This window comes from Psychrobacillus sp. FSL W7-1493, assembly GCF_038004905.1.
Taxonomy (GTDB): domain Bacteria; phylum Bacillota; class Bacilli; order Bacillales_A; family Planococcaceae; genus Psychrobacillus.
In genome coordinates this window covers 341,042-367,485 of the sequence record NZ_JBBOSB010000002.1, presented here as the reverse complement: position 1 = coordinate 367,485, position 26,444 = coordinate 341,042, and the positions used below count along the sequence as shown (strand labels likewise).

Here is a 26,444-nt window from a genome sequence, read left to right as displayed (position 1 = left end):
TTTCATCTCCTTAAAATTTTTACTATTGAATGAAGGCATTATTTATCTTTCCGTCTTTTTCTTATAAACCAAATACTCAAAAAGGAAACAATACCCATTACTAATAGAACTGGTAAATTGCCCAATAGAAACACTATAATTCCAGATCCTATCACTAATAACGCATTCACACTTTGAACAAATTGCTTCTTTGTCTTCTCCCATGTGTTTAAGTCCTTATTTTCAATGCTTGGTACAATTACTCGATCCTCATAAAAGTTCATCTCAATTGTGGAAAAGGAAGTTTGATTGTCCAAATATTTAATCTTTCCAACTATTACTTCTATTTCTTCTTGTACCTTTGACAAGTCAGCTGAAATCTTTAAAAGATCCTCTGTTTTTTCAGCGCTTTCCATAAATACTAGCAATCGAGCTTCTACTGCTCTTTTCGATTTTAATCGGGATTCTAAGTCTACATACTGCTCTGTTACATCTTCACCTGTTATATTCCTCTCTAATACCTTAGTTACCTGTCCTTCAGCTTCCGATAAAAAAGTCTCAAAATGCTCCTCAGGTACTCTGACAACCATACGTCCGTAACTACGAGAATCACTTTCTTGATAAATATTAGATTCTACAATATAACCGTTATATTTACTTACCTTTTCTGTCATCTTTTCTTGAGCAACCGTTAGTTCTTTGACGTTTGCACTAATATTAGCCTTGTGAATAATTTTTCTTTGGGATATAGATGGATTGGAAGTACTTTCCTCTGTCTCAGAAATACTCTCTTCCTTTGAGTCATTTCCTCCCTGACCAACATCATTTGAATACTCCGCGTCATTCATAGACTCTGTTACTGCTGCCTTTTCCTCGTTTTGAGCACTGCATCCAGCTAAAAAAATGAGAGATAAATATAAGAAAACGATAGTAAACCTAGTCATTACCAAAAACCCCCTTTACTTTAAATAAATAGACGTTTGTGAAGAAACTTCGTTACAATCCTCTCGTTTAGCACACTATCAAGACACTCTACTAGCATATGAGAAATTTTTACTTTTCTTCTAAAAAAGCTTAATAAAATGGAATATTCCGATAGAATATAAGAAAAGCGCAGGCGCCTATCTCTGACCCGACAGGCAAATGGTGAAAAGCGAGGAGGCAGTTCCTCAGCCACCGGAGCTTTTATCCATTTGACCCCGAGGGGCAAGGCGCCGGAGCTAGACACCAAGAAAAGTGCAGGCGCCTATCTCTGTCCCGACAGGCAAATGGGGAAAAGCGAGGAGGCAGTTCCTCAGCCACCGGAGCTTTTATCCATTTGACCCCGAGGGGCAAGGCGCCGGAGCTAGACACCAAGAAAAGTGCAGGCGCCTATGTCTGTCCCGACAGGCAAATGGGGAAATGCGAGGAGGCGATTCCTCATCCACCGGAGCTTTTATCCATTTGACCCAGAGGGGCAGGGTGCTGAAGTTAGACAATAAGAAAAGCGTAAGCACCTATGTCTGCACCGACAGGCAAATGGGAACATACATCAAAATAATTGATTTGAAAGCTATAAAAAAGTGGGAGTGGAAAATATGATTCACTTAAAAGGGTATGGCCTTACATTGGAACAAATGAGAGCCATTCTGTATAAAAACGAGAACATAACATTAGATAAAGAGGCTATACAAGCTGTTCAGAAAAGTAGAAGAGCAGTAGAGAAAATTGTTAGTAGCGGAGAAATCGTGTATGGAATTAATACGGGCTTTGGAAAATTTAGCGATGTCAGTATAAACGAGAAGGACGTTCATGCACTTCAATTACATTTGATACGATCTCATGCTTGTGGGGTTGGAACTCCTTTTGAAGAGTTAGTTTCAAGAGCTATGGTTATTCTACGTTTAAATGCTCTGATGAAAGGTTTTTCAGGCATACGACTCGAGGTATTAGAAAGACTGGCCTATATGATAAACCATCATATCCATCCCGTAATACCCTCCCAAGGCTCTCTAGGTGCATCTGGAGATTTAGCACCTCTATCACATTTAGCCCTTGTATTAATCGGCGAAGGATTTGTTTGGGAAGGTAACAAGCATGTTCCTTCTACAAATGTATGGAGTGAACATGGACTACAGCCAATTGTACTTGAAGCTAAGGAAGGGTTAGCCTTAATAAATGGAACTCAAGCAATGACTGCTCAAGGAGTGATCAACTGGCTCGAAGCTGAGACTCTTGCGTATCAAAGCGAGTGGATTGCTGCAATGACTATGGAAGCCCTCCATGGAATTACAGACGCCTTTCACCCTTCTATCCATGAAGCACGAGGTTACCAGGAGCAAATAGACGTCGCTAAACGAATGCTGTACTGGTTGGAAGGAAGTCAACTAGTCACTAAACAAGGCGAACAGCGAGTACAGGATGCCTATTCTATAAGATGCATACCTCAAATACACGGAGCCACATGGCAAGTGCTTTCCTATGTAAAAGAAAAACTTGAGATAGAAATAAATGCCGCCACAGATAATCCATTAATCGTAGAAGACGGAAATATAGTTGTTTCTGGTGGGAACTTTCACGGTCAACCAATAGCCTTTGCGATGGATTTCTTAAAGGTGGGAATGGCCGAGCTGGCTAACGTTTCTGAACGACGGGTAGAAAGACTCGTGAATCCACAATTAAATGTTGGTCTCCCGCCATTTTTAAGCCCAGAGCCTGGTCTACAATCAGGAGCAATGATTTTACAATACACTGCTGCTAGTCTTGTTTCTGAAAATAAAACATTGGCTCACCCAGCATCTGTCGACTCTATCCCATCCTCTGGAAACCAAGAGGACCATGTAAGCATGGGAACCATTGGGGCTAGACATGCCTATCAAATCATTCAAAATGCCCGTGGAGTAATCGCTATCGAGGCTATTTGTGCAGTTCAAGGAGTCGAGTATCGTAATGAGTTGCTGATGGCACCAAAACTCCTTAAAAAGTGGAAGGAAATCCGTGCATTTATTCCATCCCTAACTGAAGATCGGGTTTTTAGTAAGGATATTGAGCTAATGCAAAATTATTTGAGGAACTTCAATATCTCTTAAGTGCCCTCTTCCTTTGTTTTAACAGTTTGCTTCTACTTGGAGAAAGTGTATAGGCAACACCAAGGGAGCCCCTGCTTCCTCTATACACTTTTTAATAAAGTATATAACCATTCGTTTTTAGTTATCTATCTTACGAATCAACTCATATAATAGGAAATAATATATCGGGAGTTGATTTTTTGACACTTTGGATTGATGTGTCAGTCACAAAACGTCAGTTGAAGCTTTATGACGGAAGCAAACTATTAAAAACATACCCTATTGCAGTAGGAAAAGTCTTAACCCCTACCCCGACAGGTAATTATATGATTATTAATAAGGAGGTAGATCCAGGAGGTCCATATGGGGTATTGTGGATGGGATTATCTAAGCCTCATTATGGCATACACGGGACAAACGATCCAAGCTCAATAGGAAAAGAGGTATCACTTGGTTGTATAAGAATGTACAACAATGACGTTATAGAATTATCCTCCCAGGTATCTTTGCAGACAAACGTTTACATCCACAAATAATGGTTCTATAGCTCTCGCTAATAAGTCTAAATTAGAATATATTTAATATTCCCCACTCCAAGTATCCCATTTCAACTGCCCTATATCATTCTCCAAACTCGTGATCAACTCCATACAACCGCTCTTTCTACTTTCTAACCCTATAGTCAATATCACTCTTCTCATAATTATTTCTCTCTTATATACTATGTTGCCTATTCCTATAAATATTTTAATAATAAGGCGATGCTTACTCATCCTACTTAATACAATAGCTTTCAACTTAACTTTTGATGTTTATTTCCTTCTTCCAGAGGTATGTATTATTTAAGATAAATTCTTTAATGAAAAACTATAAGGCACGGAGGTAACAAATATGTTTACTGAAAAAAATAAAGCAAAAATCGGAGCAGCTACATTCATCTCTTTAGGTCTGCTTGGAGACACCAATTATGCTGTAGACCACGATGACAATCAATTTGACGACAAGGAAGAACAAGAAAAAGAAGAATATTAATTAAATTTTAAAAAAATTAATTATTTTATGTTTAAGCACATATTTTAACGGGTATTGATAAAAGGAAATATTTTGTTTTTCCATGTAATTAAGTAAAAAGAAAACTAAAAATTTATTAGATAGTAGGAAAAAAAATTATCATATAACATATGTGTTAAAGCAGCAGTTTAGATGTTAATAATGATTTTTATTCCAAAAAGGTTTCGACAAAATTCGCCTTTTTCATTCTTTGTGGATAAGTTTACACACAGAATTCACACTAGATAAATATGATTTTGGCAAACATGTAAACAACTTATTAACATCTTATACCCACATACTGTGGATAAAAAGAACGATTGTTCTTAATAGTACTTTTTGGTAAAGTAATGTTAATAACAATTATCTAATCTTAATGCCCTTTCACATATAAGAACATTTAACTATTAGGAGGAAATAAAATGAGTAAAATGTCGGATGATCTATTATTAGAATCATATTTTACTGCTAAGGAACTTAACCTTTGCCCTGACTTTTTAGCTTTATTGAAAAGTGAGATTCAACGTCGCTCTCTTCAAGTTGAACTATAATCTTTTATATAAATGAAACTTTCTTTCCATTCTTTCGTAAATAGTATAAGGTAATACTGTAAGTCTAATCTAATAACTATTTTACGGAGGGTTTTAAATTTTGAAGAAAATTCTAGTCGCACTACTTACGATCACGCTTGTTTTTTCTTCAGTGGGCAATTTTATCTTTCAAGATGATATAACTGCTGAAGCTAAGAAATACAAGTCAGGAAAAAAAGGTTTTAATTCTAATAATAATAATAATTCAAATGACAATACGAATAATTCCAATACGAATTCTAATATTCAAAAAGATAAAGATAATTCTACAACAGCTACAAATAAATCATCTAACACAAACTCCAAAGGTGGATTTACAGCTGGTGGATTAATGAAAGGTCTTTTCATAGGTGGTCTCGCTGGATTACTCTTTGGTAGTCTTTTCGCAAATATGGGTATACTTGGTTCTATATTAGGTTTCTTAATTAATGCTGCCGCTATCGCAGTAATTGTTATTCTTATCCTTAAGATTATCAACATCTTTAAAGACAAGAAAAAGAAAGAGGAAACACATACATGGAAAAACTAGTAGTACCGGAACAAAATATTATTAATGCTATTTGCGTTCACTTTGGTCGTAAAGTAAATGCTAACCCGGAAAAAGTTGAAGTGGAGTTAATGTATGATGACGAAACTGGCTTTTCCGCTGAGGCATATGTAAATAATCAACAATTTAATTTAAGTACTCTAGACATTATTGAATCTTTACGCCAAACTATGAGAGAATTTTTAAATCTAGACCCTATCTCTACTGGTATAGAGCTTGTATTAGATGAAGAAGAAGGAATAATTGCAGTTGTTAGTTAAAAAAAGGTAACGAAGAATTTTCTTCGTTACCTTTTTTATTATTTTTTTAGGAGAAAGTATTCGGCATTACAAAACATGATTCAAAAACAAAAAAACCGATGGCACTAAGCCATCGGTCTCATTTAATTATTTTTGATAACCGCTCATTTGTCCTTGAGCTTGAGCTACTAAACGCTTAGTAATTTCTCCGCCAACGGATCCGTTAGCACGCGCTGTAGATTCTCCTCCAAGTTGTACTCCAAATTCTTGAGCGATTTCATATTTCATTTGGTCAAGAGCTTGTTTAACACCTGGTACAAGTAGTTTGTTGTTGTTGTTTGACATTTCTCTCACCTCCTTGTGAGATTATATTGTGCCAAATCTTTTGATATATACAAGAAATAAAATTTTAGACTAAAAACTTTTTCAATACATTTAACTGCATTGTTCTAATGATTATGGTTACCCTTTATAGCAATACAAAAATTTGAAATGCAATATTTTAGGATTCTTAAACTTTAGCTCGTTAATATTCACCTATTTCCTACTCCTTACATAATCTGAAGGGAAAGCTTAAAGGAGTGAATATTTATTGATTAAAGCACACCCAGTTGACATCGATGGAAACACATTTATAGCTGTTTCAGTTGAGCTTCCAAAAACGACTTTGCTAACCGTATCCAATGACAAAGGTTACATTATGTGTGGAGCATTAGATGTTGGCTTGCTCAATGAAAAGTTAAAAGATAGGAACATAATTGCAGGCCGAGCTGTAGGAGTAAAAACAATTGAACAGCTTATAAATGCTCCACTTGAATCCGTTACTTTAGAGGCAGAGAAATTAGGAATTGAGACTGGAATGACTGGAAGAGAAGCATTACTAAAAATGCTTTAAAGCTGCCTTCAAGCAAGAGTAAAACCCATATCTAAAACTTCCACTTAATTTCAGCACTCTTTAGGCTAATACAAGAACTTGTAAGAGGATGACCGTATTTTTATGATCATCCTCCTTTTAGTTTAGTATGTAGTTAAATTATATAAGTATTTATTTTTTTCCAAGTATTTGATAAAAGGATAAACATCGATAAAAAATAATCATAATTACACAAGCGCTATTATTCGTTCCAAGTTTCTACATGCTCAATAGGAACCTCGGCTGCCTTTACCCTCCACCTGATACTTGATGCTGCATCTAATACATGAGTGTTCTCTTTTATCGTAAGCATTTTTCCATTATTGAAGTAAAAGTTGTAATAGGGAAGTTCCTCGGAACTTTCTTCTACCATATAGTAGGACACCTTATTTAACTCTTCCCACTGATAAATTTCTTTTTCTGTTGAAAACATTTTTCTAAAAGAAATTTGGTCCTCATTAAGTGAAATATATGACAAAGAAGCATAATAAAATGTCACCATGCTTAAAGCAAAAGCTATTAATGCAGTTGGAATAGAGATCTTCCAGCTTTTCAATAATCCTAGAAGAACAAAGCACAAAGCAAACGTAAATATGCTTATACCCAATACCCAATAATTTATAGATGGTACATAGGTAAGCCACGAATTTCTATCATAATAGATAGTATCTGCTACAATATTTGGCATTAATAAAATATAAATTGGTGAAAATAAAACCACGCATGCAGCAATTACTAAAAAAATATGTTTTATATTATATTCTCTTCTCATACCTAACCCCTTTTTTTACATAATTTGCTTTTATTTAATATTATCATATTTTACCAAATGTTATGAATATTTTTTTAAAAGGCTATGTTAAAGGGTAGGGTTGATTTATAATCCAAAGAAATCATAAATCAGAGAGTAGAATTGATTTCCGCCCCAGCCGGACGCTTTCCTCGGGGTGAGCGATAAGCCATCACCCATCGCTTACGCGCGTGGTTGTGATGGCTTATCTGTCTCACTCATCCCGTAGGAGTCGCCGTCTGGCGCTCCAATCAATAAATGGGAACAGCTTTAGCATCAATAAAGAACTAGAAAATTATTTATGTTCTTAATAGCCATTTGAAAGTTCAAATGTTTATGTTTACAGTCACTATAAAAAAGAATTGTTAGTCAAAATCAACCAATAACTTTAACAAAGCTTTTTAAAAAACAAAAAAGTCAGTGAGGTTATCTCACTGACTTTTTGTGTTAAATATTTCTTAGTTCTCTTCTGTTTCTTTAACAGGCTCTTCTAATTCAGCTGGTTTTTCAACTGCTGGTTGTGAAGAGGTTGGAGCATCAACATTAATAAACAATTTACCTGCTGCTTTTTGACGCGTTTCATTTCCAAAGCCATCAATTGCTATTACTTCGATTACTGCTCCATTTGCTACTGTATCTGCTGGCACTGTCCAATAACCAACATAATGACCATTACCAGTTTCCATCATCGGTAATTCTGTAGCATTTTGTACATCTCCAACATTTGTAAGTGGCATATGAATAACAAATGTAGGTTTTAAACCAGACTCACTGTCAAATTCAATTTTAACACTTCGACCAGTTTTAAGATTTAAATCTGTTGCCGGTTTTAGGTTAGAAATTTCTGGAGCAATAGAATCAGCAGTAACCTTAATTGTCTTAGTTACGACGTTTCCTGCTCTGTCCTTCGCCTCTACCGTAATTTCATTTAAACCTTCTTCTAAAAGAATACGTTTAGAGAATTTACCGTTAGTTACTGCTGCAGGTTGTCCATTTACATGAACATATTCAAGATTAGCATCTGCTATAGTACCTTCAACAGTTACGCTTTCACGATTTGTTTTCTCTCCATCGACTGGCTTAGTAATAACCAGTTCAGGATTTTCGGTATCTAGGATCACTGTTACAGGAGCAGATTCCCCAGTTTCACGTCCGTCCAAGACAGAAACAACTGTAAATTCATTTTCACCTTCTGTTAATACTGCATCAAGTGAGAATTTACCATCATTACCAACCTCAGTTGATCCTACTACTTCACCATTTTGCTTCAACTCGATAGTTGTAGTTGGTGATGCTGATCCTTCTATTGTAATATCTTCTTCATTAGTAACTAAACCTTCAGCTGGAGAAGTGATAACTGGACCTACAACCTCGTAGCTTACACGAGCTCGGATCATGTAGTTACCCTCTGCAGCAGGTGCAGGTGTCCATGCACCAGAAACTCCTTGATAGCTTCTGCCAGCATTTGTTCCATTTTCATCTGTAGCTAAACCTGGAGTGTTAGGGTTTGCAAATGTTTGGCGATATACCATATGGAAATCTCCATTTACAACGATGTTGTGTTCCGTTAAGTCTACAACTGTCCACTCTCCATTACGTAATGCAGTTGCATTAACAGGACCAGCGATCATTTTACCTGGCGCTCCATCAACACCACTTGCATCCCAGACTTCTACAGCAAATGCTGTTCCACCTGGTACAGGCCATTCAGTTGTCCAGAATCTGAATACTCCATCTGTTACAATTCCACTTTCTTTACCTTCAGGAAGTGACATTTTTACAGACCAAGCATTTCCAGCTGCGTTAAATGCTCTTGCATTTTCTGCAGTTCCGTCATCATAACCAATTTCCCCACCTGGGTAAGTGTAGAATGGCTCTAAAGCGATGTCTTTTGTAATTGGCTCGCCGTCAATAGAAACCGGAATTTCTTGTCCATGGTATCCACGAGCGATAACTTTTAACGTGTACTCTCCAACATATGCAGTAATCTCATAGTTACCATTTTCATCAGTAACTACTGGCGTGATATTAGCATCCTCTACTAGAAGAATAGTTGCACCAGCAATTCCTTCTCCCGTAGAAGCGTCTGTAATTGTACCGCTAATAGTGCTTTGCTCAATTTCGTCTAAAGTAAAGTTTGCAGTTGCTGTTTCGTCTGCCTCAATCACTACTGATTTTTGTTCAGATTCGAAACCATAAGCTTCTGCTTTCACTGTAAATGTACCTGCTGCATGGGTCATGGAATATGAACCATCGGCCGGGTTTGTATATACAGAGCGATTTGTTTCAAGTACGCTCACTTGAGCACCAAGTGGTAGCAATGTAGGAGCATTTGTATCTTCCACTACTGGAGGTGCCGCTTTTAGTTCAGGTAAAACAGGCTTAATTTTATTTGGATCTACCGGTGCTTTTTTCACATCGATATCTTTTTGGTTATCATTTCCTTTACCACCTGTGATAGCTGTGTTGCCTTTGTTATTGCCTTTTCCTTTTGAAACAGTACCAGTTTGAGAAACATCCGTTAAAGCTACGTCATCAATATACCAACCGTCTCTTTGTACACTTCCATCAGAAAATGCATTAAATCCAAGATAGATACGTTGACCCGCATATTCAGAAAGGTCTACCTCTACATCTCCCCATGCTGTAGATATTCCTGTAACCCTTAGTAACTGTGTCCAGTTTACTTGGTCAGTAGAAACAACGATATGTCCATAATCCCAAGCTGTACCAGATGATGCTTGTTCAAAATTATGCCACTGCTTGAACTGAAGATATGAATTTCCTTCTGGCAAATCAATTGGAGGTGCCACAAGTGTTGCATTCATATTATTTGCATACTGACCTTTTAGATTAGTAGCATATACTTTTTCTCCAGAGGCAGCATTTCCAGGACCAGATGTTGGTACACCCCACTCCCAGCTGTTTTGGTTTCCAAAAGAATACCATCCAGTTGGTTGTGCTTCAAAATCCTCTGTGTACCCTACTGTAATACCTGGTTTTACTTGTACTGTATATTCTTCACTTGTTACTTCATTGTTACCAAAGTCAGTTGCTGTCCAAGTGTATTTAAAGGAAGTACCTGTGATTAGATCTCCAGGGACTACTACTGTATATACTCCGGACTTATAGTCACCAGATGAACGCCCAGCTTCGATTTGTTGCCAAGCTCCGTTTTCATCTTGATATTTTAATACTACAGAGGAAACACTAATATCATCTGTAACATTTGCAGTTAAAGTTAAAGCCATACCTTCATATGTTTCAGAAGGAGCAGAGTGTTCAAGAACTGGCGCTTCATTATCCTCGCCCTCTTTAGTTACTTGTCCTTTTAAAGTACCAAGTCCAGTAAGAATAGAAGACACTGCAGCTTCAGCATCTACTAAACCATATCCATAGCCATGGTTTGGCACTGTTGTATATTGGGTATCTGTTAAAGGAATAGCAGTATTTAATAAAATCTCTTCCATTTGATCTACAGTAAGATTTGCATTTACCTGTCTAAGTAATGCAGCAACACCAGATACAGCTGGTCCTGCCATAGAAGTTCCATTCCAACCACCTTCATATCCGCCACCAGGGATAGAAGATCGAATGTTGACTCCAGGAGCTGAAATGTCAGGTTTAATCTCAGCATATGGAGATGGACCACGAAGAGAGAAACTTCCAACTATATTATTAATATCCGTTGCGCCAGTTGCGAAAGACTCAGGATAGTTTGATGGTGCCGCTACTGAACCTGGCCCACCTGGGTTAGAAAAAGTAGTATTTCCTGCAGAGAATTCTGGGAATATTTCAGCAGCACGCCAGTTGATTACAACATCGCGGTACCACTCATCTAGTCCTGCTCCGCCACCCCATGAGTTGTTGACAACATCTGGAGCTAAATCTACTCGTGTATTTCCACTTGCATCAGTAGGAGCTAATATCCACTGTGCAGCTTCTAATAAATCAACGTCAGAACCACCGGAAGCTGTAAATGCTTTAACAGCAATAAATTTAGCACCTGGAGCTACACCAATTTGATTAGAACCGTTTGGCTCACTACCTACCATCGTTCCAGTTACGTGCGTTCCATGATCTTGATCATCGAAAGGTGTTGGACTTGCTGAAGAGGTTGCATCAAACCAGTTAAAGTCATGTGATACTTGACCTGTTGCTTTGTTGTACCCACGGTATTTTTCTTTAAGGGCTGGATGATCCCATTGAACACCCGTATCAATACTTGCGACTACAGTACCAGATCCATCAATGCCCATTTCCCAGACTTGTGGTGCCTTAACTCGGTCGATATTCCATTCCACATTTGCAACCTCAGCTTTAGGTGCTACTGCGTCTTTAGTTTTAGTAACAAACAGCTGACGTGTCTCATTTGGAAGGATTTTTTCTACCTCAGGAAACGTAGCAATTTTTTCAGCAATTTCTTTTGTCGTTGTTACCGACATTCCATTTACGATATAATAAGATTCTAGGTCGCTAGCATTTCCTTTGGAAACTTCTTTTTCAAGAAACTCCATCACGGTTTCTTGTGATTCCATGGAAGTGGCTTTTAGTTCTGACACAACAGCTGACCTCTGAATCAGCTTCGTGTTATGAGCTGAAAGATTTTTCGACTCGGCATTTTTTCTAGCCTCTGAAGCTACTTTTGCCGAGTCAGCCTTTTCTTTAAACTTTATCAAGAAAGTAACCTTTTCACCTTCTTTAAAGTCTTCTAGTAATCTACTGCTCATTTTATCCTTGACAGAAATACTGTTCGGACTTGAATCTCGCAATGACTGGTGCAATTTGCTGTTCGCTTCTGCACTAACTACATTGGGAGCGATCAGTGAAAATGTCATAAGTAAAGTTGCTGCGATACTGACGGCCTTGTTTCGTTTAGTTCGTCTACTGCTCCTACTCAACTTTCATTCCTCCTCTGATTTTAGCTGGATCTTTTACTCCTACTAATCTAGGTTCTTTACCATATAGGAAACACAAAAACACCCTTTCCCCCTTTCCTAATTGTAAGTTTAGGTAAACAGATTCCATGGTGTCTGAACAAAAGCTCTTGATGTATTTACAACTATATACTATAAATCAAAGGATTTTTGTCGAAATTTGACACTAACTAGTTCAAATATTCCGATTTGATTGTATACGACTACTTTATGTATATAATTTATAGGTATTTATAACTTTTTTAATTTCCCGAATAGGATGACCCTCATTATTAAACTCTTTATTCTCTAAGAGATGAGCTATTTTTTTACCTCAATAAAAAAAAGTTTATTCTGAAAAATGAATAAATTAACCTAATATTCTTAAATGCAATTTTAACTTCATGGGACTTTAACACACTTATAGGTATAAATACTTCTTAACTTTTACCAGGAAACCAAGTATACGAAGGGATTCTTTAACATTTTTGAAATTCACAACGTTTAATTAGCACCATTTAAAATTCAATACGAAATACCCAAAAAGAATGATTACATATTTATTTTTCTAAACCTACTCATTTAAGCTAATAGTCCCTTTCAAAGTTTTCCTTCGTTTTACAGACAATCCGACATACGAAATAGACCACAAAAAATAGAAGCAGATGAATCATCTGCTTCTAAAGAACATTATTTATCATTGAGGATTTTCAACAATTATTGCCTGTCTTCAAATAACATCGTAATCATATCAAAATCAGCTTCTATTTTCTGTAATTCCCGTGGCTGATGCAAAATATCTCTTGGTATGACTTCTTTACTTCCATTTACGGGTATAGATTTGAGCGTTTGCGCTATCCATTTTGTCGATAATAAGGATTGGAAAAATTGTCTACATAGACACAATCCGTTATCCCTTCATATTTGCTCATTATTCACGTTCTATACTTATCTTTTTAATTTTTAATATAAAAAAAGCCCCACTTCTTCAACAGTGGGGCCCGATTTTTTATATAAAATCGGATGAGAAAGACGAAGGGAGATCTTCTTCAGCTATCAACTGTTTCTCATACCAATATTATACCCATTATGAGCATTTTTATTTACTAGTAATTATTTACATTTAGTTATTAATATGGAATAAAAGGGTTTGAAATTACTTTATGTGTAATTATTATCCTTCGAATAACAAATACCTACCTATAATATTCCTCTTTTAACCAATAAAATAATATTTTTGTTCATCTTTAAAACTTTAGTCAAGTATTTTAACTGTCACTGATTGACGACCCCAGTTAATCGCATCATCATAAGAAGGCATGTAAACATCTATCTTATTTCCTTTTATTGCGCCTCCGATATCTCCAGCAATGGCTTCTCCATAACCTTCAACCCAAACTTTGGAACCAAGAGGTATGACAGTAGGATCTACTGCAACCACTTTTTGGTTGGGGTTCGCATTTAAGTCAATTCCCGTAGAAGTTATTCCTGAACACCCTTCACAGGAAGCTGTGTATGCAGTAGCGGTTACGGTTAATTCTTTTACATCCGTTGACGCTGCTGTTTCACTAGGGGTTGGAATACTTGAGCTATTAGCTGAACTCTGAGATGCACTCACTTTTGGCTGCACCTTATCTCCACTAACGACTAGCTTATCACCGGGGTGTATTAAGTCATCTATAAGTTGGTTACTTGTCATTAGTTCGGTAACGCTCATCCCATGCATAAGCGCAACACCATAGATAGTGTCTCCCGAAACAACTGTATAAGTTCCTGTAGATTCCTCCACCTGTAATTGTTGTGATGGGTATATAATTGTTGAATCCAAATCGTTCCATACTTGTATATTTTCTATACTGACGTTATTCTCTTGTGAAATTGACCAAAGAGTGTCACCTTTTTCTACCGTGTGAACACTTGATGCAGAAGCTTGTCCTGCTGTTCCTACTGATAGTGCCGCAATAGCAGTTAGTGCTACAATGTGTTTTTTCATAAAATGAATTTCCTCCTTTTCACTAACGACCCCTAGCTTAACATGTTAAGATGACAAAGGTATTTCAGGATAGTGTTAGGGAGATAATAAATTTATGACAGAAAAAAACAGCATGTTACAAATGGCTACTCGCTGAAATCTTTCTAAAAATTTTAATTGTTCCCTCATATTCGTTTGCTATCGACTACATATTTCCCCTCTATTGTTTTTCTTTATTTAACACAAAAAAACACCCTCACCATTTCTGGTGAGGGTGTCTATATATCTTGCTATAAAATTCTTATTAGGAAGCCGCCTTTGCCGTATCTTATATGAAAGTTTTAAACCACCACTCCTCAAAGTGGGTGTTCGCAGATACCTTCTTTGCATGTCTTCATTGTCTAAAAGAGAATGAAGCTTGTCATTCCGGCTCTATATAAAACTCCCTGTTACAGCATAAAGGTTAAAACTTAATATTCATACGCACAATGCAGCTTGTATTCATATATTAAACCTTTTGTACTCATATTTCAAGTGAAATTAATTCTTATCTTACCAATTAATAGACAACATTTATGTATAATAGATGTACAAGTTGCAATCAGTAAGGATGTGAGTAAGATGCCTGATGATCGAAAAAAGGAAAAGTGGGAAGAGGATATTGATGATGAAGAGTTGCAACAATTAGTTTTGGAAGCACAAGCTGAGGCACTGCTCAAAGCTAAAGAGGAAAAAAACCTTCCTACACGAAAGCGCCCATTTCCAAAGTGGATCTTTTACTTGATGGCATTGGTCTTATTTGTTAATACTTTTGGTATCATCTTGCAGGTTTACTCCATTCCAGCTATTGAATTCGTCAAAACGTCAGCTCGCCTATCAGCTCAAGAGAATATAGCAGAGTATAAGAAATCGGTTGTAGTTGTGCTCACAGACGATAGTAAAGGCACTGGATTTTCCATTACAGAAAACGGCACCATTCTAACCAATTATCATGTAATCGAAGACAAAAATAATATAACTGTCGGCTTCCCTGATGATGGGCGATTTCGAGCTGATGTGATAGAAGCCTATCCTGAAATTGACTTAGCCGTTTTGCAAGTCTCCAGCAATGAAGACTTCCCGTATTTAACCTTAGCTGAGCAAATGGAAGCTAAGCAAGGTGATCCCATCATCTTTATCGGCAATCCATTGCGCTTTACAGGGATAGCCAATGAGGGAACATTAATAGAACCTTATCAATTAAGTGACTGGGATGTACCTATCATGATGATGGAGGCCCCTGTTTACAGAGGCAATAGTGGAAGTCCGGTGTTTAATCAAGAAGGACTTGTAATCGGTATTGTTTTTGCTACCCTGGAGCATGAAAGCCATGGTAAGGTTGGTCTGTTTGTACCTATAGAGGAATATTACAAGGCCACTACTAAATAGGTTAAGTTAGATAAGCTGATTATCATCCGATCCACGACATAATGCAATGACTAGTGACAATTAAGTCAGTTGCAAAGAGCTCTACAGACAATAACAATGCCCCCAGAATTTTACGGTTTGTAAAACTCTGGGGGCATCTTCAGTTTTTTTAATGATTATAAAAACTTCTCTCTCCAACTCAATCGTTCGTTTTCATTTAACTGCGTTTCTAGCGCTTCATCCCATTGATCGGTCAGAGTATTCCATACTCTTGCGAAAAAAAGGTCCTCCTGCTCGTTATAGATAATGTATTCTAAGCATGGGATATCATCAATGTACATTTCAGTAGATGAGATAATTTCGGAGATGATTATTAATTCCTCTCCTTCATGTTCTTCAATGTTAGATTGATGTAAAGCGTCTAACAGAATTGCTTGTTCTATAGCCAGTTTTTTTTCATCTTTAGCGTATCTATACACCTGGAGCAGCTCCTCACCTTCTGAGGCAGGCTTTATATCTCCGCTGAGAAAATTCTTATGGGTAGGACTAAATAGTATATTATGGGTCCCAGGTTCCTGCTCCTCTTCAAAGATTCCCTGTTCCAGTTGTTGTTTACCTTTTGCCGTTAGTACAATATTAGCTTCTCTTTTTTCTATTAACCCTGATTTTCTCATGACCTCTATTAAATCATCGATGAATAACTGCTCCACCATCAACAATTCACTAAGTTGGGCAGAGGTGTTAATATTCGCTTTTTGAAAGGAGATTAACATCATTTTCATCAGTACGTCCATTTTTGTACGCTTCACTCGTTTATATTCAACTTCAATTGTATGGACTGGAACACACCAATTTAGTGATTCCATTATTTTCACCTTAGAATTTTGGTAAATTTCTTTTTCTAAGCGTTTTTGTAATGATTGCATATTTAAACTCCTATGCGACTCCCTTGTCCAATCACTTCTGGATCACGAAAGCCTTCCTTCTGTTTTACTATTGTTTTTAAACGACCATACATTTCTCTGGAGCTTTTTTGCTTAGCTCGTTTCGTAAACATTTCCACACTACCTACTATGACTAGCAGCTCTCTAGCACGAGATAATGCCACATTCAGTCGACGATAATCATTAGCAAATCCAATGTCTCCACTCTTGTCCTGGTTGTTACGTACCATGCTCAAAAGGATGACGTCCATTTCCATCCCTTGAAATTTGTCTACCGTTCCAGTTCTAAAATGCAAATGCTTTAAGTTCATTTCCTGTTGAATGAGTCGATCAATTCTTTTTACTTGTTCACCATAGAAGCTAATAACTCCAATGCTTTTCTTTTCATGTTGCTCCATTCTTCCCTCTTGCTTAGCTTTCTCTGTAGCTTTGTCCAAGTCAATGAGAATCTTTCTAATTGAATCGAGCTCAGCTTGATTGAATCTACTCTTACCGTCCTTCATACGTTCTTCAAAGTATCGTTTTTCATTAGGCATATCAACCCATAGAAGATGGTCGGTTCTTTTGACAATCTCAGAATCTAATAAATGGTCCCTCATCGCATCAGAATCGGTTAGGCCACATTGTAACCTGTAGTTCTCTTCCTCATAAAACGGCGTAATAGTTTCCATAATACTCTCATGCATACGATATTGAATCGCTAGCATTGTCTTATTGCTCTTAGGTAAATTTTTGAAGAGACGTTCGAAAAGAGACTCTTTGAGCAACTTTTTCAACTCTTCTTTTTCTTCGAAGCTATCGCTTTCTTCAAGAATAGCCTGAAGAGTTTCATCTAACGTATCCTCTCCAACTAGTGGAGGAAGCTGATGATGATCACCTACTAGAATAATCTTCTTTCCTTTTAACATCGGCAACAAGAGTTCTGGTGGTGTAGCTTTAGATACCTCGTCAATGATGACAACATCGAAGGTTGGATAATTCTCCATAAATTCTTTTCTAGCAGATGCAACACAAGTAGTCCCTATGACATTCGCATGACGCACATATAGCTTTCTTATCTCATCTAAGTCATGATCGTTAGCTTCCTGTAAAAGAGAAAACCATTCAGTTTGAAGAGTTTGAGTTATAGGTAGGCGCTCTAATTCAATGTGTATCTGCGCACTTTCTTGTTCTAAGGCCGTGCAGCTCTCTTCCAATTTCTTTAGTGCATTTTCTGGATTTTGGAGTATGATTTCATCTAAAATCTTTAAGCGCTTTTCCTGGTCTAGACCTTCTGCATTTACCATCTTAGCTTCTTGTTCACTTTTTTGTAGAATACCTTCTTGCTCCTGAAGTTGAGTTTTAAGCTTCTCCAATTCAGCCTTTTTGTGACCTAACTTCGCACTGTAAACAGATACTTTCTCCAATGTTTCATCCAGAACTGCTCTCTTTTTTTGTTTATCTAATAAGCTGGTTTCAAGAGCCTCTTGTGTTGGAAGACTTTCAAAGTCTCCAGATTCAGTGGAAATGCCCTTAATTTGTTTCTCTAAATTGGTAAGTTGGTTTTTTTGATTTGTCCCAACAATTAATAACTCTCTTGTTTGGTTATTAATAGCTTTGAACTCGTTTTCCAATTCAGTGGCAACTTGGGCCTTGATAGCCTGATACTTGGTAATGGAGTTGCTTTTAAACAGTTGAATGCTTGCTTGTTGCTTTAAAACAAATTTCTCTCTTACATAAAGTCCTTCTAGCAGAATAGCTAATTTCTCAGTAGTCAGCTCTTCTTCATCTGAAGTCATAATATGCTTTAATCTGTTCATAAATTGGTGGATTTCTTTAACCGTGTAGTTAGAATCAAAAACGACACCACTTCTGCCCATATTGCTTTTGACTGACTCTACAGGATACTTATGTTTTTTTAGCAGTTTTTCTATAAATGCTATGGCTGAGTTCAATCGAGCATTTAACTCCTGCCAATCACTTGAATACTTTATGCTTTCAATTAACAAATCCAACTCTTCCATCTGACGGTTAACAAGAAATGATGGAACAATCCCACATAGCTTTAGACGTCCCTTCAGTTCCTCCACCTTACGGATTGTTTGGATTTCTTTTTTTAGAGCTTCTAGTGCCCCTAATTTTTTTTGAAATTTTTGATGCTGTTCTCTCGTATGTTGTATTTCTTGTTGAGCTCTTTGTAAAGAACGTACTGATTTTTGATACAAAATCTGATCTTGGATACTTTCTAATTCCTTCGTTAGCTGCTCCGTTTGTTCTGTTACTTGTTCTATTGAAGGATTAGCTTCCAGGAACTGCTCCATAGCCGTTAATTCCTGAGCTAGTTGTTGAACTCCAGGACCAATACCTTGTATGGTGAGTTCAATTTCCTCACGTTCCTTTTTTAATGAAACTAAGGCTTTTTTCAATGCTCTTATTTGTTGACTACGTTCATCATGCTCGGTCTGTGCAATGACTTTCTTTTCAATAGCTTCTATTAAGCGTTGCTTTTCCTCTTCAAGACTTTTTGTCTCTATGGAAATGTTATTTAGTCTGTTTTTCAGTAGATTTTCTTGAGAAGCATGTTGCTCTATTACATTGGAAAGTGTAGCAAGCGTTTGTTCCTTCCAATACTGCCCCACATTTTCTTCTATAAATCTTTTCCCTTCTTCCTCTATGCTCTCCGTTCTACCAAACCGTAAAATACGAATTTCTTTGTTAGATAGTAATCTACTAAGGGCATTATCTACCGCTAAGTTTGACTGAGAGGCTACAAGGGTGCGAAGTCCAGCTTTAGCATTCTGCTGACATATTTCGGAAATAACAGTTGTTTTACCAGTGCCTGGGGGACCCTGAATAACATATAAATCTTCTGCAGACATGGCACCAACAACTGCCTCCTGTTGAAACTCATTAAGCCTATTATGGAATTCCAGTTCCTTTTGTTTATTAGTAATTCTAATGGTAGGACGATCTTCAAATAGAATTTTTTCAAGGTTGGCATTTGCTGCTAAGCCATTCTGAAGATCCTCAAAACCTTTTCGTAGTCGACGTATTTGACTAAGGGTTGCAAAATTACTAAAAACCACTTCCTTAGCTTTAGGGTTCAAACTATTTTTCCTTGCCATTTCCCTAATCCTTGGTCTTAGCTCTATTTCAATAGTGTTTTTATTTCTATTTGCTTTTAATACATCACCAATGTCATTTTGGTAACCCTTGAAGCTAATGCTAAGCCCTCTTAATTTATTCCATTCGTTACCGTTAACTTCACAGCCTACTAATGACATCCTACTAAAATCTTCGTTAAATATAATTTTAGAGAAGCTTGCAGTTATATCTGCAATATCCGCATTTCTTTCCTGTATTCTTAAATAACCTTCCCAGCTTGATATCCGTTTCTTCACATATTCAGAGCGTTCCTCTGCTACAGGTAACTCTCTTATCTTTGTATGTAACTGTATCGGTAACCCAGCACCGTTATTTTTTGACGTAACAAATGACAGGTTAACTGGTAGCCTTCTATTTGTCTGTACCGGCACTCGAGATCCGCGTACATGAAATCCAGTTGCAAGAAACCCATTGTTTTGTAGTACACAGTCCATTATTGCTACCTTGCCATCCAGCTTTTCAGTAAGCTGCAAGTTCTCTATGTTGTCAAAGTATAAGGAAAGCGAGATATTTCCTTGCGCATTAACCGGACGTTTCTCAATATAAACTTGAAACGATTTTTGTATATTAAAAAAGTCGTGTTCATCAGCTGACCACTCCTGTATTCCTTTGCGAGCATTATTAGTCATCATTAAATTGCAGCGCATTGTTTTTTCTAGAGTTGAAACATTACTCATGAACAGACCTCCTTTTAGATTTTTTAGTCCAACTTATATATGTTAGCATTTTTTAAGGAATTCTTAAATTGTCAATTACTATTTTGATTTGGTTAAATTTAGAAGTCGTAATTTTTTTAGGCTATGTTAAAGGGTAGGATTGATTTATGATGCAAAGAAATCTTAGATTCAGAGAGTAGAATTGATTTTTCGCCCCAGCCGGACGCTTTCCTCGGGGTGAGCGATAAGCCATCACCCATCGCTTACGCGCGTGGTTGTGATGTCTTATCTGTCTCCCTTATCCCGTAGGAGTCGCCGTCTGGCGCTCCAATCAATAAATGGGAACGGCTTTCATGCATCGATAGGTACTTATAAATTTAATCGCATAAACAAAGCCGAAAAACTGTACCCAATCCCAATTTCATAATCTATTTATAATCTTAATAGTCATTTGAATGTCCCTTTTATAATGTTTATAGTCAATATAAAAAAGAATTGTTAGTCAAAATCAACCAATAACTTTAACAAAGTTTTTTTAAAATACACTTTACTTACTTTATCCGTCCTATTCATCCCCACACCCTACAACAATATTCCATAAATTAAAGACCCTGGCGCGCATTATAGTGCATCGTTCATCTCGCTACACACGTCGACAAGCAAAATATTTTGAAAAGGTATAGTTGTATTATATTAATATAATTTTCTAAATAATTACAATATTATAATTTTTTGTTTGTAATTTTTATTATTTTTCCCTATTATTAAAATACAGTTTTCTAACTTAATATTCAGAAAGCTAGTAAAGTTGAAGGAGGAAGGAAAATGCCAAAGAAAGCTGGAAGTGTATTAAACCCTGCTAGTCCTCAAAAAACCTCTAAAAAAGTGAAAAAAAGCGGAAAGGAACCACCACTTTACAACTATGAGGCTATTGCACACAGCCCTGAATTTGTTGCCTTAAAAAAGAAGAAAAGAAATTTCATCGTTCCAATAACGATTTTCTTTCTGCTATTTTATATTTCTTTACCGATTTTAACGTCTTATACAACTATATTAAACAAGCCAGCAATTGGAGATATAACTTGGGTTTGGGTTTTTGCTCTTGCTCAATTCATCATGACCTGGACCTTATGTATGATTTATGTTCGTAAAGCAGAGGGGTTTGATAAGGATGCAGAAGAAATAATCGAAAAGGAAAAGGCAGGTGATTATGTATGAATGGCATGAGTACAGTTGGTCTAATATTTTTTGTAGGAATCGTAGCATTAACTCTATTTGTCACATACATTGCATCCAAACGAACTAACTCAGCTAGTGAATTTTATACTGCCGGTGGAGGTTTGTCTGGCTGGCAAAATGGTATAGCCATCGCAGGAGATTACCTTTCTGCTGCATCATTTCTCGGGATTGCCGGAGCTATCGCACTTTTTGGTTTTGATGGATTCTTCTATAGTATAGGTTACTTAGTAGCATATTTAGTTGTACTTTACATCGTAGCAGAGCCTCTAAGAAATTTGGGGAAATATACGCTAGCCGATATGATTAATGCACGCTTTAATCAAAAGAAAGTACGTGGGGCGGCCGCTATTAGCACTATTACCATCGTTTTGTTCTATATGATTGCACAGCTTGTGGGTGCAGGTGCACTAATACAATTATTACTAGGCATTGATTACTGGATTGCTGTACTAATCGTAGGTGTTATGATGACCATCTATGTTCTTTGGGGTGGAATGGCTGCAACGAGCTGGGTACAGATCATTAAGGCTGTATTGTTAATGATTGGGACAGTCCTTATCTCGTTTTTAGTATTATGGAAATTCAACTTTAATATCCTTGGTATGTTCACTGAGATGAAAACGGTTACAGAGCAAGGAGAAAACTTCTTAAATCCTGGAGTAAAATATACGAATGGCTTGGACACAATTTCTATGATGATTGCATTGGTATTAGGTACAGCAGGCTTACCTCATATTCTTATGCGATTTTTCACAGTAAAAGATGCTAAAACTGCCCGTTCTTCTGTGGTGTATGCAACATGGATTGTAGGTATCTTCTATGTTCTTACTATTTTCCTAGGTTTCGGAGCTGCTTACTTTGTAGGAGCTAGCGACATTATGGCTGCAAACTCAGCAGGAAACATGGCAGCGCCATTACTAGCGCAGGCACTGGGAGGAGACATTCTCATGTCTTTCGTATCTGCTGTTGCCTTCGCCACTATATTAGCAGTAGTAGCAGGACTAGTTCTATCAGGCGCATCTGCATTTGCCCATGATATTTATGGACAAATCATTAAGAAAGGAAAAGCAACAGAAAAACAGCAAATGAGAGCTGCTCGTTTTGCTTCTGTTGGAGTTTCACTTCTATCTATTGTTTTAGCCTTAGGAGCACAAACGATGAATGTAGCGTTCTTAGTTTCACTAGCATTCTGTATTGCTGCTAGCGCTAATTTACCGGTGATCATCTACACCATCTATTGGAAAAAATTCAATACCGCTGGTGCTATGACAGCAATTGTCACCGGACTAGTAACTGCTCTAGTATTAGTTTCCTTAAGTCCAAACCTTTGGGGAACAGATGGTACACATTTATTTAATGGTACAGCTCTTTTCCCATTAACTAACCCTGCAATTTTTTCAGTACCTGCTGGGTTCTTGGGTGGATATATAGGTACCTTAATAGGAGCAAGAGCAGACCAGAAGAAATATGCAGAGGTCGATGTCAAAGCAAATATCGGTCTTAAATAGAAAAAAAAGCGAAGAGAATTACCTCTTCGCCTTTTTTATTTAGCTGTATCAGGAAATATACGTTGTACTGTATCTGTAAACTCATCAAAGAATCCTTCAACTGGCTCTCCTGCTTTAATCTTTGTTCCGTACTCTTCCATACGGCCAACAAAATCAGGATCCAAAGATACATACACGTTCTCAAAACTTAAATTTCCTTTACCTTCTTTAGCTTTTTCAGATATACGGGTTTTTAACTCCTCGTTATCTTCTGTTCCTTCTTTTGCTCTAACAGCAACATATGCATTTTTGTCTGTCACTAGTACATGAGCAGCATCTACTTCATCCAATTCTGCAATTTTTGCAGCCACGTCATCTGCTACGTCAACCTTTTGATCTCCGTTTGTAGAAACGTCTTTTCCTTCTTCTTCACCAATTTCCCCATCGTTCCCAGTATCAACAGTTGCATTAGGATCCATATTCCCATTTTGAGTTGTATCCGTTGTCGTATCTGTTGTTTTGTCATCCTTAGCATCATCATTTCCACATGCTGTTAAGAACCCTATTATAAGAATAGCGATTAATATCTTCATCTTTTTTATCATTTTATTTTCTCCTTTTCAATAAATTATTACAGTCGTATGATGTGAGTTCTGTAAGAAAATATGCACCAAAATAAAAAATAGATTATTTAAATAATTTAAAATAGACTTTCTATTATCTGTTATAATTTTTAGAAGTAATTGTTAATTAAAAATATATAAAAGAGGTGTTTTTAAGATGACTAATGATTTATTTCGAAGATTAGAAGAAGGATTTAATGACATGGTAACAATTAGAAGGTATTTACATATGAATCCCGAGGTATCCTTTCAAGAGACTAACACTGCCAAATATATTCAAAACTTTTACTTACAACTTGGTATACCTTTTGACGCCAATGTGGGCGGAAACGGTGTTGTGGCAAGAATCAAAGGGGCACACCCCGGGAAAACGGTTGCTTTGCGTGCAGATTTTGATGCATTACCCATTCAAGATGAGAAGGAAGTTCCGTATAAATCTACAGTACCTGGTGTAATGCACGCCTGTGGACATGATGGACATACTGCTACACTGCTCATTCTTGCCCGTACTATTCATGAGTTAAAAGATGAACTGAGCGGAGAATACGTATTTATACATCAGCATGCGGAGGAATATGCACCAGGTGGCGCAAGACCTATGATAGAAGCTGGCTGCTTGCAGGACGTAGATGTAATTTTTGGTACGCATTTATGGTCTCAAACTCCCCTTCACACAATTGCCTATCGCTCCGGCCCAATTATGGCTGCAGCAGATCGGTTTATTATCAAAATTCAAGGGCGCGGTGGTCATGGCGCTAATCCTCATGACACAAAAGACGCCATTTTGGCTGCTTCTCAGCTAGTAGTTAATTTGCAGCAAATTGTCTCAAGAAGAGTCAATCCGGTTGAGTCGGCGGTTCTTTCTGTCGGTTCATTTGTTGCCGACAATGCGTTTAACATTATCGCTGATTCGGTTAAATTGAGCGGAACCATTAGAACGTTTACTCCTGCTGTAAGAGATTTAATGGAGAATGAGTTACGACGCGTGTTAGACGGAACTTGTCTGACTGCTGGTTGTACTTATACACTCACCTATGAAAGAGGCTACCCACCAGTTATTAACCATAAAGAAGAAACCGAATACCTTGCTGAAATAGCAAGACAGATCCCAGATGTAAAAGAAGTACAGGAATCAGACCTTTTAATGATCGGTGAAGATTATGGTTACTATCTAGAACAGATTCCAGGAACGTTTTTCTTCACAGGTGCAATGCCCGAAGGAGATGTATATCCACATCACAGTCCGATGTTTGACTTTGACGAAAAGGCTATGCTAACAGCAGCCAAAACGTTAGGGCATGCGGCTATCCTCTATCAAAAGCAATAGATCTCGGATGCACCAACACCTGACTTGCACCTTACTTCCAACGTAGCTAATGATAGTAGCTAATAGATCCTGCCAGAAACTTCAGGAGAAAGCAGAAACCGAATTTAAATTGTCACAGTCTTTGTTCTGATATCGGCTTATATATTTCCAATTTCCCATATAAAACGTTAAAATATATTAGTATGAATAACGATAAAAATTTTATTACTTAATGAAACTATTTAAGCGGTAGTTACGTAAAATTAATTAAATAAAGAAATTTTGGGAGGTTTATCAATGGCTATTAATCTTGTAAAAGGACAAAAAATTGATCTTACTAAAGGTAGGTCTTCTTTAAAAAGTGTCATGGTAGGACTTGGATGGGATCCAGTAAGTCAAAAAAGCGGTGGTTTTTTAGGTAGTCTTTTTGGCGGTGGTTCTAGTGGCGCTGCTATAGACTGTGACGCTTCAGTTCTACTTTTAAACGAAAATGGAAAGTTATCTTCCAAACAACAATTAATATATTTTGGAAACAAAACTTCTAACAATGGCAGCGTGGTACATATGGGTGACAACCGTACCGGAGATGGTGACGGAGACGATGAGGTAATTAACGTAAACCTTAAATCAGTTGCAAGTTCTGTTCATAGACTTTTATTTGTCGTTAATATTTACCAAGCAAAACAACGAAAACAAGATTTTGGCTTGATAAAAAATGCATTTATTCGTTTAGTGGACAACGATACAAGACAAGAATTAGTGCACTATAATCTTTCTGATAATTATTCTGGGAAAACTTCACTTTTCCTTGGGGAACTATATCGCGATGGTGAAGAGTGGAAATTCTCGGCTATTGGAGAAGGTACAGCAGACACCGATATTTCATCTATAGCAAACAAATACTTATAAGGAGTGGGATATAAACATGGCTATTAATTTATCTAAAGGACAAAAGGTAGACTTAACTAAAGGTAATCCAGGGTTAACAAACATTATTGTAGGTCTAGGCTGGGATACAAACAAATATGACGGCAGAAACGACTTCGACCTTGACTCTTCCGTTTTCTTATTAAATAGCAGTGGAAAATGTGCATCTGAGGCTGATTTTATTTTTTATAACAATACTTCAGGTAGTAATGGAGCAGTTGTTCATACAGGAGATAATCGTACAGGTGAAGGCGATGGCGATGATGAGCAAGTTAATATAAACCTTGCAAACGTTACAAGTTCTATTGAAAAAATTGCTTTTAGCATTACTATTCATGATGCAGAGGCTAGAGGTCAAAACTTTGGTCAAGTAAATAATTCATACGTACGAATTATCAATGCAGACACTCAGGAAGAACTAATTCGCTACGATTTAGGAGAAGATTTCTCAATTGAAACGGCAGTTGTTGTAGGTGAATTATATCGCCACAATAATGAGTGGAAATTTAATGCAATTGGTAGCGGCTACCAAGGTGGATTAGGAGCTTTAGTTTCTGACTTTGGCTTAAACTAGTTAAATCTTTTCTAAAGCAAGGGTTTTCTCCTTGCTTTTTTTTTACAAAGAGTATATTTAATAGAACTTGGGTGACCTATAGCCCCTTCTTCTT

Annotated in this window: 21 protein-coding genes and 1 other RNA gene; 13 read left to right on the top strand and 9 right to left on the bottom strand. The window is 37.0% G+C overall.

What is annotated here, in order from left to right:
- Positions 1–38 precede the first annotated feature (38 nt).
- Complete coding sequence (locus MKX96_RS19290; RefSeq protein ID WP_340886834.1) at positions 39–923, bottom strand: DUF4349 domain-containing protein; 885 nt, start codon at positions 921–923, stop codon at positions 39–41.
- Positions 924–1,556: 633 nt separating this feature from the next.
- Between MKX96_RS19290 and hutH the strand changes: the two genes are divergently transcribed.
- From hutH to MKX96_RS19260, 6 genes are all read left to right on the top strand, one after another.
- Positions 1,557–3,047, top strand: coding sequence for a histidine ammonia-lyase (gene hutH, locus MKX96_RS19285; RefSeq protein WP_340886831.1), 1,491 nt, complete (start codon positions 1,557–1,559; stop codon positions 3,045–3,047).
- Positions 3,048–3,226: 179 nt separating this feature from the next.
- On the top strand, positions 3,227–3,562 hold the full coding sequence (locus MKX96_RS19280; RefSeq protein WP_340886828.1) for a L,D-transpeptidase: 336 nt from the start codon (positions 3,227–3,229) through the stop codon (positions 3,560–3,562).
- 355 nt (positions 3,563–3,917) lie between these two features.
- A complete protein-coding gene (locus MKX96_RS19275) occupies positions 3,918–4,058 on the top strand; it encodes a hypothetical protein (RefSeq protein ID WP_340886826.1) in 141 nt (46 codons plus the stop codon).
- A 440-nt stretch (positions 4,059–4,498) separates the two neighbouring features.
- Entirely contained in the window at positions 4,499–4,627 is a 129-nt protein-coding gene (locus MKX96_RS19270; RefSeq protein ID WP_169360171.1) for a sporulation histidine kinase inhibitor Sda, read from the top strand.
- A 100-nt stretch (positions 4,628–4,727) separates the two neighbouring features.
- A complete protein-coding gene (locus tag MKX96_RS19265; RefSeq protein ID WP_340886824.1) occupies positions 4,728–5,195 on the top strand; it encodes a hypothetical protein in 468 nt (155 codons plus the stop codon).
- Positions 5,183–5,473 (top strand): DUF2653 family protein, encoded by a 291-nt coding sequence (locus tag MKX96_RS19260; protein ID WP_340886821.1) that lies wholly within the window; start codon positions 5,183–5,185, stop codon positions 5,471–5,473. The genes MKX96_RS19265 and MKX96_RS19260 overlap by 13 nt, the downstream gene beginning before the upstream one ends.
- Before the next feature lie 126 nt (positions 5,474–5,599).
- On the opposite strand, the gene MKX96_RS19255 is transcribed toward MKX96_RS19260, so the two are convergent.
- A complete protein-coding gene (locus MKX96_RS19255) occupies positions 5,600–5,797 on the bottom strand; it encodes an alpha/beta-type small acid-soluble spore protein (protein WP_340886819.1) in 198 nt (65 codons plus the stop codon).
- 247 nt (positions 5,798–6,044) lie between these two features.
- Between MKX96_RS19255 and MKX96_RS19250 the strand changes: the two genes are divergently transcribed.
- The gene (locus MKX96_RS19250; RefSeq protein WP_340886816.1) at positions 6,045–6,347 is read left to right on the top strand and encodes a YunC family protein; all 303 of its coding nucleotides are present in this window, start codon (positions 6,045–6,047) and stop codon (positions 6,345–6,347) included.
- A 220-nt stretch (positions 6,348–6,567) separates the two neighbouring features.
- Here MKX96_RS19250 and MKX96_RS19245 read toward each other — a convergent pair whose 3' ends face one another.
- The 4 genes from MKX96_RS19245 to ssrS form a co-directional block, all read right to left on the bottom strand.
- Positions 6,568–7,137, bottom strand: coding sequence for a hypothetical protein (locus tag MKX96_RS19245; protein WP_340886815.1), 570 nt, complete (start codon positions 7,135–7,137; stop codon positions 6,568–6,570).
- Positions 7,138–7,613: 476 nt separating this feature from the next.
- Positions 7,614–11,993: a S8 family serine peptidase gene (locus tag MKX96_RS19240; protein WP_340886980.1), complete on the bottom strand. Its 4,380-nt coding sequence runs from the start codon at positions 11,991–11,993 to the stop codon at positions 7,614–7,616.
- Between the two features lie 1,333 nt (positions 11,994–13,326).
- Positions 13,327–14,064 carry a LysM peptidoglycan-binding and 3D domain-containing protein gene (locus MKX96_RS19235; RefSeq protein ID WP_340886812.1) on the bottom strand — a complete coding sequence of 246 codons (738 nt, stop codon included), beginning with the start codon at positions 14,062–14,064 and terminating at the stop codon, positions 13,327–13,329.
- Positions 14,065–14,348: 284 nt separating this feature from the next.
- A non-coding RNA gene (gene ssrS / locus MKX96_RS19230) (6S RNA) lies at positions 14,349–14,543 on the bottom strand.
- A 121-nt stretch (positions 14,544–14,664) separates the two neighbouring features.
- Between ssrS and MKX96_RS19225 the strand changes: the two genes are divergently transcribed.
- Positions 14,665–15,471, top strand: coding sequence for a S1C family serine protease (locus tag MKX96_RS19225; protein WP_340886809.1), 807 nt, complete (start codon positions 14,665–14,667; stop codon positions 15,469–15,471).
- A 155-nt stretch (positions 15,472–15,626) separates the two neighbouring features.
- On the opposite strand, the gene MKX96_RS19220 is transcribed toward MKX96_RS19225, so the two are convergent.
- Both MKX96_RS19220 and MKX96_RS19215 read right to left on the bottom strand, forming a co-directional pair.
- Positions 15,627–16,376 (bottom strand): hypothetical protein, encoded by a 750-nt coding sequence (locus MKX96_RS19220; RefSeq protein WP_340886807.1) that lies wholly within the window; start codon positions 16,374–16,376, stop codon positions 15,627–15,629.
- Between the two features lie 2 nt (positions 16,377–16,378).
- Positions 16,379–20,215 (bottom strand): AAA domain-containing protein, encoded by a 3,837-nt coding sequence (locus MKX96_RS19215; protein WP_340886805.1) that lies wholly within the window; start codon positions 20,213–20,215, stop codon positions 16,379–16,381.
- Between the two features lie 804 nt (positions 20,216–21,019).
- On the opposite strand from MKX96_RS19215, the gene MKX96_RS19210 reads away from it, so the two are divergent.
- Both MKX96_RS19210 and MKX96_RS19205 read left to right on the top strand, forming a co-directional pair.
- Positions 21,020–21,412 (top strand): DUF485 domain-containing protein, encoded by a 393-nt coding sequence (locus MKX96_RS19210; RefSeq protein ID WP_169360182.1) that lies wholly within the window; start codon positions 21,020–21,022, stop codon positions 21,410–21,412.
- Between the two features lie 5 nt (positions 21,413–21,417).
- Positions 21,418–22,941: a solute symporter family protein gene (locus MKX96_RS19205; protein ID WP_340886978.1), complete on the top strand. Its 1,524-nt coding sequence runs from the start codon at positions 21,418–21,420 to the stop codon at positions 22,939–22,941.
- Between the two features lie 35 nt (positions 22,942–22,976).
- Here the strand turns inward: MKX96_RS19205 and MKX96_RS19200 are convergent, their stop codons facing one another.
- Positions 22,977–23,525: a YhcN/YlaJ family sporulation lipoprotein gene (locus tag MKX96_RS19200; protein ID WP_340886801.1), complete on the bottom strand. Its 549-nt coding sequence runs from the start codon at positions 23,523–23,525 to the stop codon at positions 22,977–22,979.
- Positions 23,526–23,700: 175 nt separating this feature from the next.
- Here MKX96_RS19200 and MKX96_RS19195 point away from each other — a divergent pair, with 175 nt between their 5' ends.
- The 3 genes from MKX96_RS19195 to MKX96_RS19185 all read left to right on the top strand — a co-directional run bounded on the left by MKX96_RS19195 (position 23,701) and on the right by MKX96_RS19185 (position 26,350).
- Positions 23,701–24,870: a M20 family metallopeptidase gene (locus MKX96_RS19195; protein WP_340886799.1), complete on the top strand. Its 1,170-nt coding sequence runs from the start codon at positions 23,701–23,703 to the stop codon at positions 24,868–24,870.
- 276 nt (positions 24,871–25,146) lie between these two features.
- Positions 25,147–25,758, top strand: coding sequence for a TerD family protein (locus MKX96_RS19190; RefSeq protein WP_169360185.1), 612 nt, complete (start codon positions 25,147–25,149; stop codon positions 25,756–25,758).
- A 16-nt stretch (positions 25,759–25,774) separates the two neighbouring features.
- Complete coding sequence (locus tag MKX96_RS19185; RefSeq protein WP_169360186.1) at positions 25,775–26,350, top strand: TerD family protein; 576 nt, start codon at positions 25,775–25,777, stop codon at positions 26,348–26,350.
- Positions 26,351–26,444: the final 94 nt, after the last annotated feature.